Source organism: Turicibacter sp. (assembly GCF_017941855.1).
GTDB lineage: Bacteria > Bacillota_I > Bacilli_A > MOL361 > Turicibacteraceae > Turicibacter > Turicibacter sanguinis.
Genome location: NZ_JAGAVR010000027.1, coordinates 1 through 16,588, shown reverse-complemented (window position 1 = coordinate 16,588; position 16,588 = coordinate 1). Strand labels below are relative to the sequence as shown.

Sequence of the window (16,588 nt, the reverse complement as noted above, 5' to 3'; positions counted from 1 at the left end):
TCAACTAAATTGTACGATACTTGTAAAACAGAGTTTAAAATTCAAGAAATCGAAGATATTTTATTAAGTAAAACTAAGTTGAATGGTTTAACGCGTGAACAGGTTGAAGAGTTATTCGCGCCACTTGCTCGTGATCTTGCTTTAAAAATTAAAAATCGCACAGATCAGTTTGCTTTAAACACTATGACAACGAAGTTGCTGTTCACTGGTGGTTCTTCAATCGTCCTAAAAGATTACTTAAAAGAAGTGTTTGAAGCAAATAACTATGATGTAACTTTCAGTAATGACGCTCGTTTCGATAACTGCAAAGGTGCTTTAATTAAAGCTCTTAATTAATCTTATGAAAAAGAAAAAAATAGATGATGCAACTCGAATCACCCTTTACTTTTCCAAGAATGAGTCTGAATTATTAGAATTTGTTGAGCATAATGATGAAGGGGTTAAACGCAACACTTTCATCATGAGCTTGATTCGTCAGGCTTTCGAGGATGCAGGAAAAGATAAAGTAAGTCAGCAACGCAGTGATGAATACTCAAAACTGTTGACTGAAATTCGAGAGTTAAAAGATGAACAAATAAAACAATTTGAATTTGAGCGTTCGCAGTTATTAGATGAAATAAAAGAGCTGAAAGATTTAATCAAGAATATCAAAGTTGTTGCTACTGATTCAGAATCTCCAAAAACAGAAGAAGAATCCCCACAAACTGGAGCGAGTGGTGAGGGTGAGCAGGTAATCGACTTAGGGTTAAGTGATTACGAAATGGATGATTTAGAGAATCCAGAATTTTAAAAAGAGATCAAAAATGATCTCTTTTTTATGTCGATTTTCTACGAACAAAAGTTCGTTTAATAATATAAAAAAAGCATAAACTAAATGTAAAATAAAAAGAGGTGATAAAGGATGAATTTTTGCGCAACTAATTACACTGGAACCGTATCGAAATATCAGGAGGACTTGTTAGAGGTCATTCGCGATATAATGATTACTGAGTTGCAAGATAAACTAAGTGATTTGCAGTGGTCGGAGGAACGTGGTGAAATCACAGATAAAATTTACATTTCGCATGAAGCAAAAAAATTGAATAATAGTATCGACCGACTACGAAGAGCCTATAATCCTTGCCAGGAAAATGAATAAATATTTTTAAGGAGTAGATTTATCTTGAAATATGTGTTATTAAGTGCTGATAGTGAAACATCTGTTTATTTAGTTCCAGACGAAGTAGCTAATAATTTGAGAAAATATTGTATGTATTTTTGTAATACCTGGTTAAAAGAAAGTCCTAACGCAAAAAAATATCATGTAGATGGTGGTATTTGCTATACAGAAGAGGATTTTATTGAATATTTGAATACTTGGACTTCCCAAAAGGAACAGTCTACGTTTGTTGAGTCAATTGGATGGATTAACTCCAAAAAAGATATTCCTAAAAAATATAATGCCTGTCCAATCTTCAATTTTTAATTGTGTCTTATTAATATATTACGAACTAAAGACCAGTGACAATCTACTGGTCTTTTAAATTTATCATATATTATCAACATTATTTTAAAACAGAGCCTTAAAAAAAAAGCCTAACCCCTGTCGAATCGACCCCCACTTATTTAATTTTTAGAATGGCGACTAACAATCAACACTCTAAACACTATTCAAACCATTGTTCTTACCATGTTTTTTTAAAAATCTGTTGGTTGCTCTTAAAGTGTAGATAGTGTCTGGATCAGTGATTTTGTTTGGAGACGGGGTAGGGATTTTGAAAAAATATAAGCAACCCCAAAGTGGCGAACGGGTGTCGATACGGAATTTCTTATTTGCAATTTTAAAACGTAGAGTTAAATAAATTCTAATCTATTTTATTGAACTAATTTAATAAAATCACAACCCCTTCATTTTTTAATCTGATTCTCTCAATTTTAAAATCTAAAACACTATTTTCTAATACAACCTCCCCAAAAAAAACCTTCAAGGATCAAAAGTAGAAACAGCTTATCCTCGGATTCACCTCGAACAAGTTGTTTCTTTTTTTTGATCCTTGAAATGCTCGACCAGAATGCTTACTCGGATTCACCTCGCAAGCAATTCTTCCTTCGAGCTAACAACGTGAATCTGCTGGACGCAGCTTCACTTATGCACGCCCTGACGGTCGTGTTTTGAACAACAATTTTTGATAAAATTGTCGTCCAAAAACTAAAATGAGGTGTGTGGAAATGAAACTCACACCTCATTTTCACCCCCTACGGAGGTGGACAAAGCCAAGTAGAACTCGGCTTTGTAAAATACAGCATCCATCCCCAAAGACAGGGGAAGGATGGGGGGTCTCACCATCGACCTTCTACCCCAGCAAGCTGTGGGAAGGTGAAGTTCGCCCATTCACAAGTTTCAGCTAAAGCTGCAAACTTGCTCATAAAACGGGCAAACTTGATGGCTCGACCCCCTCTGCTCAAACGCCGCAGCTCGGGGGCATTGGCTCTATTCAACTAATCCTCGCACATGCTTCGGATAGTTGAATTGGTTGCGAACCCTCTCAACCAACTAAAACAAAACTAACTCCGTATGCTCGCACGCGAGATACTTCCGTTAGTTTCATTTTTAGTTGCCTTCGATTGTCCGCCTTATCACCGCTGGATGGCGGTGATAAGAATGAGCAAGAACTCACTCACATTCACAAAATCTCTTTCATATCTCTGCACGCGAGATACTCAGAGATTTCATTTCATGTGAATTTCGCTCTTGCTGAATACCGCCTTGCGGCGATATTCAAAAAAAACACTCAACACCCAAAGTTAAATCAAAGGAGGTTGTTATTATGAGTAAAAAGAAAAGTAATCAACAATGGAAATTTAAAACTGGACAACATTTAATAAAAAAAGAAGAAGAAACTTTTAAAATTCGATATACGGATAAACAAGCTCTCAAGGCTGGGTATGTGTGTGGTCATGTCAAAGAAGAACAATTACTAACTATCATTACTCCTAATCGACTTGAGACATACAAGAAAAAAGGTTTTTTTAAAGAAGTTGGAAGAGATGGAGATTTAAAATTCACCAAAGAAGCACGAAAATTTGTTGCCCATCACTTAGGTTGGGAAAATGCATATATTCCTAAAAGTATCGACCATGATTCAATCTTAAATAAAAAATTCTTTTCATTATCATTAGAAGAACGTGAGTCCACTAAAAGTGAATCAGAGGTAAGAAATGAATTGATGGAAAAAGCATTTTTCACCAATGAGGACTCGCAACAGACTGATGATTATATCAAATTTTTAGAAGAACAAACGAGTCCAGTTGATTTCACTTATGAACGTGTCAATGCGGAAACAGGAGAAGTTGAATGTGTTGGATTTGAGGCGGTAACGCCCAATTACACAGCTGAGGAACGTCAAATGAAACACAACTTTGCCTATCATTACGGGTGCAAACTTGAAATGAGAAGGAGTTAAAGTTATGAATGTAAAATTAATTGAAAAATATTTTACAATACTTGATCTTATTCGAATTTTTGGCGGTTCTATCCGTCACGAATATTTACAAACTATTATTATAAAAACAAAATACGATAAGAGAGAGACCAAATCATCATGTTCAAAGCTTTTTTCTAAACTAAAGAAAGAAGGAATATTAAATGAATCAACTGATTTTGATGGTAAAAAAAGATTTTACTTGAATAAACCAGTATGGGCATTTTTAAGAGGAGTTGAACCAAGTAAAACATCTTCGGTAGCTGATGATAAAGCAGCAAGGATTAAATCTAATTTTAAGGCTTGTTACTTCATAGAAAACTATATTTATAAATATAAATTTTTAAGTCTTGAAGATCACTACTATTTGGTTATATATAACAGAGGAAATTTATTTTGTGATTTAAAAGATGATAATTTTTTACGGTTGATTGAAGAAGTTGAATCATTACTAAAAGAACAATCATTTAACCTCTTTTTTTATGAATATCTTGAGCGAAATTCACTTCATAAAAAACAATTAGAGTGTTTAAAAAAAGGACCATCTGCTCGAAAAGAAATGTTAAAAGCAAAAAATAACGGAGTAGATGTTTATGAGGAATTTAATGGAACTCCTATTCCTCGCAAAATTGTGATTCAAGATAAAACTAAAACTAAACAAGAGGTTATTACGCTGGAACGCTTGAAAAAGAATGGTGTTTATTTAGAGAATGTTGCTTTAACTGATGCTATTGTTGAACAATTTTATGCAAGCTCTGTTAATTTAAAAATAGGTGGAAGGACTGATTTTCAAACGAAGTTTGAAAATTTAGATACTCAACAACTAACACTAAAATTTGTTTATTTTTGCTCATCTCCCAATTTAAAAACTTCAAAAATGAAGTCTATTTACGAAATGATACAAAGTTACGCCAATCTTTTTGATTTTAAAGATATAATTACACCTACTAAACAAAAAGCAGAAATTCTTTATAAAGATTTACTGAATAAACATGGAGAGCGTGGAGTTCCTAAAATTATGAGTGAAATTCCTTTTGATTCCCCTCAAATCGTAAAAGTCAAAGTCGAGATTGACGTAATATTTATGAATAAGGTTAATTATAAGCGTTCTATAAAAAAAATATTGAAACATAAAGACTTAAAAAGTATCACTAATCCAATAAATTATACAACATCATACGATTTTATTATCAACTTCAAACATTATGAGTTTTACTCCATGAACGAGCACGATCCAACTTAAAAAAAGACTCTCAAATTAAAGGAGTCTTTTTTTATATTATTATTCCATCTCCTATATAATATGGAAAAAAAATAAAAATAAGGAGAGATCACTATTATGATTTTAAATCTAAAAAACTTGGAGATTATTAAAAAGAAAGGTTTCAATATCAACACAAAAAGGGAATTTCGAAAAGGTATTGTTGAGTTCAAAAATCCATTTCAAGATTGTTATTTATGGGACACAACTCTTACTGATTGGGATGATATTTATGATTTTATCGTAGAGATAAACTCAATTTATGTGAATTTACCTGATAAAGATAAAAGGAAAAATATTTATCTTAATTTTGATTATGCAGATAAGTGTATTGTTGCTTCGCACAAAAAAACTTACCTTGCGTTCCCCGAACCTATTAACAAATACTTAGGATTCGAGTGGGATAAAGATTATGGGGCGTTATATGGAGAAAGTGAAGAAGATGAAACGTTTAACGCATTATCACCTTCGGTAAATGACTTGATCGAAAAGAGAAAGATGACTATATTGGATATCGACTTACCGTTTTAATTTGAAAAGACCAATTTGGTCTTTTTTTTATTTTTATCCGTTGTCTAAAAAGGACATAAATCACAATACTATTAGTAAGGATGTGATTATATGAGGTTTAAAAGGATTAATCTAAAATGGTTCAAATCGATTATTACGCTACTTATAATCGTTGCGATATTAAATTTTTTCAAAAACATGAATGTCTACATGATTGCTTCTATACTCATGATTACGGTTATCGTGTTAGCTTTGCAATTCAGTATGAATGAATCTGAACGATATAACGAACTGATGACACCCAAACCGCTTGAAATTCACCATTTTCCGAGAAAGAGAAAGAGGTTTAGTCGTTTAAAATTATCAGAACTCAGAGCAATGGACCCCTTCGAATTTGAAAGATATGTCGCGTGTATTTTAAGAGCTTTAGGGTATTCAGATGCCTATGCAACGCAAGGCACATCGGATGGTGGAAAAGACGTAATTTTTACTGATTCCAAAACTAATAAAAAATGTTACTGTGAATGCAAAAGATATGGAGCTAACACGGTTATAGGTCGTCCTATTTTACAAAAATTAGTTGGAGCTGCACTGGCGGATGACGCCATCCCCCATTCGATCATCACAACTGGACGTTTCACTAATGAATGCCTTGAAGAAGCAAAGAAAACTGGTGTAAAGTGTATCGGTCCCATTGAATTGCTTCAAATGATTGAAGAGGCAGAAGAGATTGAGAAAGAACGAGAACAAGCGGAAAATAAATTAGAAGAATCAGAGCTAAATGCAAGTACTTGATCATAAAAAAAAGATACGTCATCTTTGTGACGTGTCTTTTTAAATTAATCTAATAATTTTAGTATTATTCAAGGTTGTCTATTTACGCGGTGTTAAAATATCAGCATTGAATCCTTGTATAAAGTAGCCTCCATTGAGGACTTTTTAAGGGAAATTCAAAGAGTTTACTCATATCTTCAGTAATTTCTAAATTTTTAAAGTTGGAAACAGTTGATTATTAATGAAATATAATAATGTATCGTCCCTTAATGCTTCTCCATCTTTAAGGAAATAAAATTATTTTTCAATCATCAATAATATATGTTAATATTAAAGTGTTTACATTGCTAAAAAAAGGAATTTGATGGAGGGGATATAGTGCCAGATAGAGTTGTATTCAAAGAAGAAAAAATAAAGTGGTGGGAATTTATTTATTTTTTATTTAAGAAAAAAGATGAGAAAGATATGATAGAAATTTTTTATAGATTGATTGGTAACGCTTCAACGGAAATATACGAAAAACAGTTAAAGAAATTTTATAAATCTTTATCTTACGAAGATCAACTCTTCTATGCAATAGATGAAAATGGTTTGTCGCTATTTTTTGAAGATTTTCAAAATGAGTTAGATAAGTGGGATTATCTATGCAGTTCAATACGATATAATGTAAAAAAATGAAAAAAATTTCAGGAGGTATTCGGGATGCTCATCGCGATATTATTTGATACATTAAGTTTTGTGGTAGGTGGCTTTATTTTATTCTCCATAATAAATTTCTTGATAAAAAAGCTATTTAAAATGAAAGGATTCAATGTCACTAAAGTACTCTTATATTCAACAATTTTCATGAGTTTTTACTATGCATCTAAATATTACTTTTAATTCTGTTTAAGGTTGTTTTAGTATTAGTTATGTGATTTATTTAATTTTAAAAAAAGAGGAATATCGAAAAATATTTCAATAAAAATAAATCATATTGATACGAAGAGTTAAAGCAATTAAAAGAGTTAGTAGACTTAGGTATTGTTACTGAAGAATAATTTGTACTTAAAAAGAAAAAACTTTAGAATTGTAGAACAGAAATAAAAAAGGAATCATCCTATAGGATAATTCCTTTTTTATTTCTGTTCTACAACATAAGCATTATCTCTTCGCTCTCGCATTCGTCGATACAAAGTCCTTTCACTGATGCTGTAAAGGAATGAGGCATCCTTGTATGTCATACCTTTCTCAATTTCATCTAATACTTTATTGATACGATCAGGAGAATGTTTACGCTTAGCCCCTTCCCGATAATCTGGATCGTTCGCTCTCTTATAATCACGTCCACGTTGGCAACGTTCAACGATTTGATCATGCTCATATTCTGCAAATGCAGTAAAAATCTTAAACATTAATTTATTAGAAGAATTAAAATTTTCATCTAATTTTCCAAAATTCAAAATCTCTACCGTGACACCTTTGCTCAACAGGAATTCCATGTGCTTCATGCCATCTATCATGGAATGACTAAAACGGTCAATCTTGGTTGTGATAATCGTCTGCCCCTCTACCGATTGTTGAACTAATTCATTAAAGATAGGTCTTTCAGATTTATCCTTAGCTGTGTGAACTTCTTCAACAATCAGATCACAGCCAGCTCGTTTAAGTTGTGAGCGTTGATCCTCTAATGAGTTACCATTTATCTTCTGATTTTGTGTTGAGACTCGGATGTATCCAATTCGATTATAATTTTCAAAATTGCTTGGCAATAAACTTTTCTTTTTAGCCACTTTTTAGACCTCCTTCTTGGCAGTTAATTATGACAGTGTTTCAGTTATTGATATGAGTTGATTTTAACAAACCGCCATAATTTCAAACTTATGACAGTGTATTTTTAAAAATGAACCCTCCAACTGGAGGGTTTTTAATCTTAATAGGAATAATCGTAACGTCTTGATAAAGAATTTGCTAATTCTAATACATACGGATCCATTTCTTCGCTTTCCTCAAATCGTTCCTTAGCGTTGAGTAAATAGTTAACGTCCGAATTTAACGAAGTGTACTCTGGATTATAACGATCTTCATCATCATAATAATGCATATCACGATTGACTATTGAGTAAGATGCAGAACGTGCAATAACTAATGCATAATCAAGACGTTCTCGGTAATAATCTTTTTTTGACTCAAAGAAACCTGGATTTGAACTTTTCTCAAAATACTCAGTTAAAATTTCTACCTTCGCTTTGTAGATTAAATCCCTCAACTCCTGATCTTTCCAATCTGCTCTGTAAAAATGAGAGTCTAAAGCTTCAATAGACACAATTAAATGTTCTAAAAATTCATCTAACGTATCAAATTCATGAGTTTCGGGTAGTAAGTTGCGATCTCCAAGTCTGTACCCTTCGATATAAATTTCACCTGTTTCAAGACATCTATTCTTGACGGCGTAACATTCTGCATCGCACAACGTTTCTGCTACTTCACGACGTTCTGCATTTTTCTTCACTTGTTCTTCAAAAGTTACTGGTTTCTTTTCAGGATGATAGTTGAGTATCTTTCCGTCTCGAAGTTGAACAAGATAAGGTTGACCACATCCCCAACAGTCTGATACAGCGAAGTAGCCTGATATAGCTAAGTTGTAACTGTATTTATGTACAGCTAAATTATCTTTTGTGTATGACTCATTATGCTTAAATTCGCGTGACTCGCAACAACAATACGGACACGTAATAGCTTCATTACCTAACGTATATGTTTCTTTTTCCATAGCTCTAACTCCCCCTTTCCCCTCCAAGATGGAGGGGTTTTTATTACTTATTAGCAATAGCTTTAATTAACTCTAAAACCATTTTGCAATCATCAGTCGCTCGGTGATTTTGTTCGATTTCTACTCCCATCTCCCGACAGGCAACAGACAATTTTGTCCATCTACGTTCTTGCCTGTAATTTTGATAAAAATTCATGATACAGAAAGAATCGAAATGAAAATCATCTTCTAATAAAATTCCATGTTGCTCTAATGTGCGATAAAACATTCGAGTGTCAAACGCATCGTTATAAATTAACAACGTTTTATCTTTAATAATAGTCCAAATCTTTTCCCACTCATCTGAAAATTTTGGACAATCTTTCACCATTTCATCGGTAATCCCGTGGATTTCTGTTGCTTCGATTGGAATTAGTTGGTTAGGTTTGAATAGGGATTCATACAGCACATTCCCCTTTGTGTCTAAAATCCCTAACTCAATGATTTCATCGTCCCAATCAAGTCCTGTTGTTTCAGTGTCTAAAATGACGTATTTATTATCATTCAAAAATTCTCCGCATTTAATTGCATACTGACATTTATGACAGTATTTCTCATTATTAATCTGAGAATAATGGTTCTGAACCTCATTGCAACGGACACAAGTTAATCCTTTAATACGCGCCATTTTTGCTTTTTCAGAACGTTCCTTATCCTGTGGTGGAATCATCGACTTCAACTCTTCTTCGGTTAGCTCGAAAAATTGTTTAGCATCATATCCAGCCACATAACTTGAATAAGAATTTTCGATTCTTGAAACTTGCTCAAGAAAATTAGTACGTTTTAAGTAGTTATACTCTCTATCACTTAAGTTGAAACGTTGCACATAGTCATTTTTAAGAACACCAAAATATTCTGGAAATCGCTCATAGCAATCAATGACTGTGATACCTTGCTCGAATAAGAGTTTAAATAAGTCATCTCTTGATGATGATTTCTTATAACTAACATTCAATTCATCTAACCATTCCGTTAGGTCAGCCTTGCTGATCCCAACATGGTTCTTATTAAAATAAAGATCATAGCGATCATTCATGAATGATTCAAGAGAATCGTATTCATGAGCTGCTTTGAATACCCCCATGCTTACCCCTCCTTATTCTTTAATTCTGCATCGACATAAACACGAAAGCTCTTATTATCTCGATTCACATAATCCTTGCTAATACTTTTGACATCAAAATTTGATTTGATTACTTCAAGCGTTGCTTCTTTATCTGCCTGATCATCAAAACTTAAACGAATTTTAATCATGTTTTTAAATCCTTTCATTAATGTTTTTTAGTTTTAAATTTTATCATTTCTAAAAAACAATCTAAATGTTGTTAAAACATTAAAATAATAAATCAATAAAGATAAATAAGTGTTTTATTAATCATTATTAGATGGTTTTAAATTAATAGTCATACAATTTGAAAAAGAGTAAATACATAGATTAACAACATCTGATTTTGATAAAAACGGAAACTTATCTTGAACCAATGCTAAGGCTGTCTCAGCGACGAATCTACTTGTTTTTACGTTGGTTTGCTTGCGTTTCTTTTGAGATTCAAGGTCTTTTCTTAACTCTTTTAAGTGTTTACGAGAACTTATACCTTCTTCACTTTCAAGGTCAATTTGTTCTAATTTTTGTTGAACAAACTCTATCATTCGAAGAGTTTCCTTCTTCCTAAAATCACGTCTATTTTTTTCAACTTTGAACGCATTTTCAATAAATTCATTACCCCATTTAGAATTAGTGAAGTCATCTAAGTATTTGCAAGTGAAATAAATCGATACACTAATTAGTAGATAATTTGGAATGTAATAGAATCGCTTTTGGAGTCCTTCAAAAGCTTTCTCGGCTTCTTCGTTAACATAAACCCCAAGCGATTTAGCCCCTTCTTCAACCATATCAGTTGCAATTCGATCTACTTGACTAAGCAAGTCGTATTCATGAACCAAGTAGAAAGGATTCTCCCTTAATCTTTCTTCAAGTTTTCTTTGTTTTTCCGCCTCTTCTTCTGCCTTTTTCTTTTTAGTTAAATAAGGTTTTTTAGGCTTAGATGCTTCTTTTTGTTCAGATTCTTCTTTAGAATCTTCAACAATCCCTCCATCTTCTTGTTGAACTTCTTCCTTATTCTCTTCAACAATATCTTCTTCTTTTTCATCTAATTTATAGAAGCCGTCGATTAAAACGTAACCCATTTGCTCCAATTTTTCTTTAATTTTTTTAACTTCATTGCGAACTTTTGGAGTAACAGATTTAGCTTTCATTTCGCCACGTATAATCTCACGAAGCCCTTGTCCTTCAGCATTTTGAGCGTTTATAAACTCAATGTGCTCAGGTGTTAAAGTTTCTACATTTAATAATTTCATAACAACAAAACTCCTTTATTTAATTTGATAAAATAATTATTAAAAAAACAATAATCAACACTTTCCAAAATTATAATTAACTTTTTTCAAAATAATAACAAAATCAACTCTCGACATTATTATAACATTTTTAAAACAACTTGTAAACACCTATAAAACATTACATAACATAAATAAAAATAATATTTTAATGTTTTAAAAACATTAAAATATTATCATAAAAACATTAATAAAAGAAATAATAAAAAAAAGACCTATCCAACTGAACAGGTCTTAGGTATCGCACAAAATCTTGATAATTTGTCAAGATTTATGGTATACTTAGGTAAATTAAAAAAAGATCGTTTTCTGTAAAAAATTTAAAAGACGAGCTAATCTTTGGCCGGATCACTCGTCTTTTAACTCCATGCAGACTATAAACGTCTATTAATATTGTAAAATCTATTTAATGCGAAAAATGTTCTTTTTCGTATTAATTCTTCTTTATTGTACCACATTTTATATTAATTATTCAATAATTTACTCGTGGTTCTTTAAAAAAGTTAAAAAAAGTAGAAAATTTATTATATTGATAGATTTATAGCCTCGCTGGATTTTTGCTTAAAGCGTAAGAAAGTGAGGATTTTTTATATGTTAGCAAAAGAAACACAAGAGCCTAAAGCAAAAGCACGATCCATCTATGCGATTCATGAGGGAGCGGACTCGTGGATTGCAACTTCTCAGGCATACCCCCATCTCAAATTGAAGGGAGAGCGTCACTGGTTTCAACACCATGAGCTTGGTTATGAAGCATTTCAAGCTAAAGTAGTTCGATTCCATAATCAAGAAAATAAGTTTAATAGTTATTTCAGTGTGAATAGCTTCTCAAGACCTCAACGTTCAACAGCGACACTTTTTAGGTTAAATGCTTTGTATGTGGACTTGGATTGGCATGGTAAAAGCGTTGATTATCAAGTAGTTTTAAGGGTTTTGGAAGATGAATTTTTAGGAACTAAAGTTCCATTCCCAACACACATCACCTTTACAGGTAGGGGGCTTCAGTTGTTTTGGCAACTGGAACATGCACCGAAACAAGCGTTAAACTTTTGGATGATGATTGAGAGCCTACTCGCTGATGAATTATCAGAAATTTCAGATTATTTACCATCTGTCAACGTTGATCACAGTTGTACGACAGTGGATCAAGTCATGCGACAGCCCAACTCGTGGCACGTAACCGCTAAAACATACGCAAGAGAGCTTGATTTACCTTATCTGTATGAATACCAATACACTTTGAAGGAGATCGCGGATGACTATTTCATGCACGTTTGGGACGTGTTTGATAAAAATCACGCTAAAAAATTAGCAGCGATTAAGCGACGTGAGGAATGGTCAGCAAACCAGAAGTTGAAAAAAGCTGATAAAAAAGCGTATGAAGCTCAGAAAAAAGCAGAACGCGAAGCAAAAAATCAAAAGAAGAAAAAAATCAAAAATTTATTTAATGGACACACGTTAATGGTTAACCGCCTTGAAGACCTGTATAAGTTATTAGAACTTAGGGATTATGATATTAGAGGTTGTCGTGATACCTTCTTCTTCTTCTACGCTTGGACATTCGCTACTGAACATACAACATTGCAACATATTACATCTGAATTGTTAGGAGTTAATTCTCTGTTGAAATATCCTTTAACGGAAGCGGAAATCGAAGCAAAAGCTAAAGACGTGTTTAATCGATTACCACGCGTTAAGCAAAAACTCTATTCCAACTCCACTGAGGAAGAAATCGCAACGCTGAAGGCTAATAGTAAGAAGGGAAAAGTCTTCAGAGGTTTCAGAAATTCAACCATGATTAATCGTTTAGGAATCACACGTGAGGAACAAAAGCACATGAAAACCCTCATCGATAAGCGTGAGAAATACGACCGTAACAATGAGCGGAGACGTGCTGAGCGACGAGATAAGAACAATTATACTCAGAGGGAACGGAAAGCTTTAGATAATGCTTACGCCAAGCTAACTATGTACGAACCTTACCTTGATCAGGGGTTCGGTGCTAAACGTATCGCTAAAGAGTTAAATATGAGTTTAAATACAGTTAAATCAGACTTAAAAAGATTAAAAGAAAAAGGACTATTAATTTAGCCTTTTTTTTTGTGAAATTCAAGGGGGTGCAAAAATGGCTCTTTATATAAAAAAACATTGGTGTTACCACATTCTTGGGGGGGGGTGCACGAAACGGCTCTTTATATGTAGTGTGTGTGTTTTTGGAGCCTATAGGCTTGTTGGGTTTAAGGGGGTTTATTTGTCTCCGCTCTTTCTCTCGCTTCCTTTTCTGCCTGCTCCTGCATTGCTCATTTTACTAATCTATACATTAGATTGGAGAAGTTACTAAAGTCGTCTGCCTTGATCCACACAGGCGTATAGAGTCCGTTTGCTCTCTTAATTGGATTCGGTTTTTCCTTGCAGATAGCCACAATTAGCATAGGGTTAGGAATTATTGTATGGAGAGACTTCTCTGTATTTATGTTTGAAGTGAGTTTTTCATACTTCTTACTATCAAACTCTTTGGTATTTTCTACTTCGCAGATTAAATTGTATTGTTTTCCTGAAAATTCTACTGTTAGAAATAAATCAGGGCGTACTCCATAACTTTTTTCAATAGCTTTCCACTCTACTTGAACATCTAAGACTTTAAAATTATTCATGTTTAACTGACAAAGGAAATCTATCATTAATTGCTTGTGTTTTAGTTGGTTAGGCACTTTATTTAAATAGTAGATATACTCCTGTCCAACGTATTCACGAATTCTTAGTATCTTTTTACATCTATAAAGAGCTAACAATCGTCGTTGGGCGCATACAAGCGCCGATTTCTCATTACCCGACCAAAACCATATTTTACTGACTTGAGAGGCGGAGAGAGGGAGACCTGTTTCCTCCATGAACCTCACAATTTCCATATCCCTCGTAGTCAAATTGACTGCTTTTTTATTACTCATTTTAAATCATCCTCTCTATCACGCCATCAGAAGCCACAAGAGGCTCTGTAATACCCTTTAACCCCTTACCCTTATTATTTGCCTTGTTTTTGTTTGAAGGCTCTAAAATCGTCTTATTTTGCTTTAAATTAGCGTTCACAACTTTTTGAACGTCCTTATCCGTTATATAAAAGCTCTGAAACTCCACTTTTTCTCCTGCTCGATTTAAAATCGCTCGTCCTTTTGTATCTAATTTTTCAGCTCCTGAATCATCTAAAATTAGCTTAGAGTTGATCGAGTCAGCGGTATGGAAGCAAATTCGATTATCAACATTCGCCTTGATACGAGAGTCAATGATCTTAGAATCAAATCTTTGACTTGTGAAAATATAGTAAATCCCAGTGGCTCGACTTATCGCTAACGACTTAGTTAGAACATCAAAAATTTCTTTTGAGTAGTCCATTAGTATCGTGAATTCTTCAATAATCACGATTTTAAACTTCATTTTTTCATCCGATTTTTGATTAAATTCTGAAATGTTTTTAACATTTAATTTTCTGAATTTGTCCAATCGCTCTTCGATTTCTTCAAAAGTTTCTTTTAAAATTTTCTCGCATTCCCATGGTTTGAATGTGAAGAAAGTTGTCTGTTTTACTGATTCGAACATTCCTAATTCAACCCCACCTTTTAGGTCAATCAAAATCATTTCTACATTATCATTATAGTTATGAATAAGTTGTGCAATGATTGATTTTATGCAGAAAGATTTACCCCAACCCGTAGCCCCAGCAACTAATAAATTTGGTATTTTAGAAAAATTAATATACTCGTATTGATGTAGTGATTTACCAATACAGAAACACAGTTCTGATGTTTTCGAAACATTAACTAATTTAAATAGCAACATTGTTTCAAGTTTTTTAATATTATCTTTTGTTACTTTTAAAATATATTCAAAATTGTTTGTAATCTCACACTTTACTGTTTTCTTAAAATGATTTTCCAACACTGATTGTAATCGCTCTAAATCTTTGAAACTCTTGAACTGCGGAATATAGATATAGTAGTTTTCAAATAATTCATCTTCATTTTTTTTATAGCAATAAGCGTAATCAATCTGATCACCTTTTTTCACATATAAATCTGAACTTTTAAAAAATTGATTAAGCTGAACAATTTCTTTATCTTTCTCCTTTTCTTTTTTGGAAATTAATGACGTGAAAACCATGATTGCAGCGACAGTTATAAAACCTTCAAATCCCATTTCTCCACCTTCTCTCTCTCGTTTTCGTATGTACACCTAAACGCAATCATTCTCTTAAAAATCCCCCCACGTTTCGGCTACCGCCTCACTCCCCCCTTTAAATGGGGTTTCCCAAATCTTGTATTTTGAACGTTGATACGAGTTAGTTTGTTAGTTACTTGCTAACTCGTAACTAACACGAAACTAATAGTCTGACTAACACTCCATTTACTATATTCTATGTACTAATGTGTTAGTTCTTGACTAACAAGTTAATATTTTTAAGACTTCCATGTTGATATTTTCACTTAAAAAACATAGGTATTAAAAAAAGTAATACTTTTAGGGTTGACAAGTATTACTTTTTTTAATACTATATAAGTAGGGCAGGAAACATCGTTAAATTTTTAAAAAATATTAGGAGGGTATTGTTATGAAACAATTTAATTTAGAAAGACTTTATATCTCGATGGATTCAGGGAAAAGTTCTGGAAAATATGCTTGGTTAAATCGTAATGATGAAATTCAAGCAGACTCATTCACAACAATCGTGCGTGAAACTTCAATTGACAGTGATTTAACGGGGGATGCTGACAAAGTTGTCCTAACTGTAGATGGAAATGAGCAAGCATTTTTAGTTGGGGGAACAAATGACGACTTAGCGGTAGATCGTAGCGACTCAAAATTGGAGTTAAAGCATGAGGTGAGCATCTATACAGCAATCGCTCGCGTGATTACAACACACTTGCAATTAGATACTGCTAAAACTTATGAGATTGATCTTTCAATCAACGTTCCGTTAAGTGATTTTAAAGATAAGGAAACAAGAGAGTCGTATCAAAATAAATATTTAAACAATGAAATTAGTTTAAGTTTAAATGGTGCTATGGTTAAATTTAAGATTTCAGAATTACGACTTTACTTCGAGGGACAAGGTGCTTTAATTAGAAATATGCACTTAATTAATCGTGAAGCAGCAACATCTTACACGTTTATCATCGATTGCGGAAGTAAAAATGATACTCAAATCTTATTTAATAAGCTTTCACCAGTCCCATCAAAAAACTCAATGACACCGAATGGTATCAACACAACTTTACGTCAATTATCAACTAAATTGTACGATACTTGTAAAACAGAGTTTAAAATTCAAGAAATCGAAGATATTTTATTAAGTAAAACTAAGTTGAATGGTTTAACGCGTGAACAGGTTGAAGAGTTATTCGC

Annotated in this window: 18 protein-coding genes; 11 read left to right on the top strand and 7 right to left on the bottom strand. The window is 33.0% G+C overall.

What is annotated here, in order from left to right:
- From J6D32_RS04280 to J6D32_RS04240, 9 genes are all read left to right on the top strand, one after another.
- A partial coding sequence (locus J6D32_RS04280; protein ID WP_287467343.1) for a hypothetical protein occupies positions 1–336 on the top strand: 336 nt, incomplete at its 5' end.
- Between the two features lie 4 nt (positions 337–340).
- On the top strand, positions 341–790 hold the full coding sequence (locus tag J6D32_RS04275) for a hypothetical protein (protein ID WP_287467342.1): 450 nt from the start codon (positions 341–343) through the stop codon (positions 788–790).
- Between the two features lie 111 nt (positions 791–901).
- Complete coding sequence (locus J6D32_RS04270; protein ID WP_287467341.1) at positions 902–1,138, top strand: hypothetical protein; 237 nt, start codon at positions 902–904, stop codon at positions 1,136–1,138.
- Positions 1,139–1,162: 24 nt separating this feature from the next.
- Positions 1,163–1,465: a hypothetical protein gene (locus tag J6D32_RS04265; protein ID WP_287467340.1), complete on the top strand. Its 303-nt coding sequence runs from the start codon at positions 1,163–1,165 to the stop codon at positions 1,463–1,465.
- Between the two features lie 1,342 nt (positions 1,466–2,807).
- Complete coding sequence (locus J6D32_RS04260; RefSeq protein WP_287467339.1) at positions 2,808–3,443, top strand: hypothetical protein; 636 nt, start codon at positions 2,808–2,810, stop codon at positions 3,441–3,443.
- A gap of 4 nt (positions 3,444–3,447) precedes the next feature.
- Positions 3,448–4,704: a hypothetical protein gene (locus J6D32_RS04255; RefSeq protein ID WP_287467338.1), complete on the top strand. Its 1,257-nt coding sequence runs from the start codon at positions 3,448–3,450 to the stop codon at positions 4,702–4,704.
- A gap of 96 nt (positions 4,705–4,800) precedes the next feature.
- Entirely contained in the window at positions 4,801–5,253 is a 453-nt protein-coding gene (locus J6D32_RS04250; RefSeq protein WP_287467337.1) for a hypothetical protein, read from the top strand.
- Between the two features lie 90 nt (positions 5,254–5,343).
- Positions 5,344–6,027 carry a restriction endonuclease gene (locus tag J6D32_RS04245; RefSeq protein WP_287467336.1) on the top strand — a complete coding sequence of 228 codons (684 nt, stop codon included), beginning with the start codon at positions 5,344–5,346 and terminating at the stop codon, positions 6,025–6,027.
- 357 nt (positions 6,028–6,384) lie between these two features.
- Positions 6,385–6,684 (top strand): hypothetical protein, encoded by a 300-nt coding sequence (locus J6D32_RS04240; RefSeq protein ID WP_287467335.1) that lies wholly within the window; start codon positions 6,385–6,387, stop codon positions 6,682–6,684.
- A 440-nt stretch (positions 6,685–7,124) separates the two neighbouring features.
- On the opposite strand, the gene J6D32_RS04235 is transcribed toward J6D32_RS04240, so the two are convergent.
- From J6D32_RS04235 to J6D32_RS04215, 5 genes are all read right to left on the bottom strand, one after another.
- Positions 7,125–7,778: a recombinase family protein gene (locus J6D32_RS04235; protein ID WP_287467334.1), complete on the bottom strand. Its 654-nt coding sequence runs from the start codon at positions 7,776–7,778 to the stop codon at positions 7,125–7,127.
- 140 nt (positions 7,779–7,918) lie between these two features.
- Entirely contained in the window at positions 7,919–8,758 is an 840-nt protein-coding gene (locus J6D32_RS04230; RefSeq protein WP_287467333.1) for a hypothetical protein, read from the bottom strand.
- Positions 8,759–8,801: 43 nt separating this feature from the next.
- Positions 8,802–9,881 carry a 3'-5' exonuclease gene (locus J6D32_RS04225; protein ID WP_287467331.1) on the bottom strand — a complete coding sequence of 360 codons (1,080 nt, stop codon included), beginning with the start codon at positions 9,879–9,881 and terminating at the stop codon, positions 8,802–8,804.
- 2 nt (positions 9,882–9,883) lie between these two features.
- Positions 9,884–10,051 (bottom strand): hypothetical protein, encoded by a 168-nt coding sequence (locus J6D32_RS04220; RefSeq protein WP_287467330.1) that lies wholly within the window; start codon positions 10,049–10,051, stop codon positions 9,884–9,886.
- Positions 10,052–10,168: 117 nt separating this feature from the next.
- Positions 10,169–11,155 (bottom strand): hypothetical protein, encoded by a 987-nt coding sequence (locus J6D32_RS04215; RefSeq protein WP_287467329.1) that lies wholly within the window; start codon positions 11,153–11,155, stop codon positions 10,169–10,171.
- Positions 11,156–11,785: 630 nt separating this feature from the next.
- Between J6D32_RS04215 and J6D32_RS04210 the strand changes: the two genes are divergently transcribed.
- Entirely contained in the window at positions 11,786–13,282 is a 1,497-nt protein-coding gene (locus tag J6D32_RS04210) for a helix-turn-helix domain-containing protein (protein ID WP_287467328.1), read from the top strand.
- Between the two features lie 209 nt (positions 13,283–13,491).
- Here the strand turns inward: J6D32_RS04210 and J6D32_RS04205 are convergent, their stop codons facing one another.
- Positions 13,492–14,139, bottom strand: a complete 648-nt coding sequence (locus tag J6D32_RS04205; RefSeq protein ID WP_287467327.1) for a hypothetical protein — start codon at positions 14,137–14,139, stop codon at positions 13,492–13,494.
- 1 nt (position 14,140) lies between these two features.
- The gene (locus tag J6D32_RS04200) at positions 14,141–15,382 is read right to left on the bottom strand and encodes an FtsK/SpoIIIE domain-containing protein (protein ID WP_287467326.1); all 1,242 of its coding nucleotides are present in this window, start codon (positions 15,380–15,382) and stop codon (positions 14,141–14,143) included.
- Between the two features lie 412 nt (positions 15,383–15,794).
- On the opposite strand from J6D32_RS04200, the gene J6D32_RS04195 reads away from it, so the two are divergent.
- Positions 15,795–16,588 (top strand): ParM/StbA family protein (locus tag J6D32_RS04195; RefSeq protein WP_287467325.1); only part of this gene is annotated, 794 nt, incomplete at its 3' end.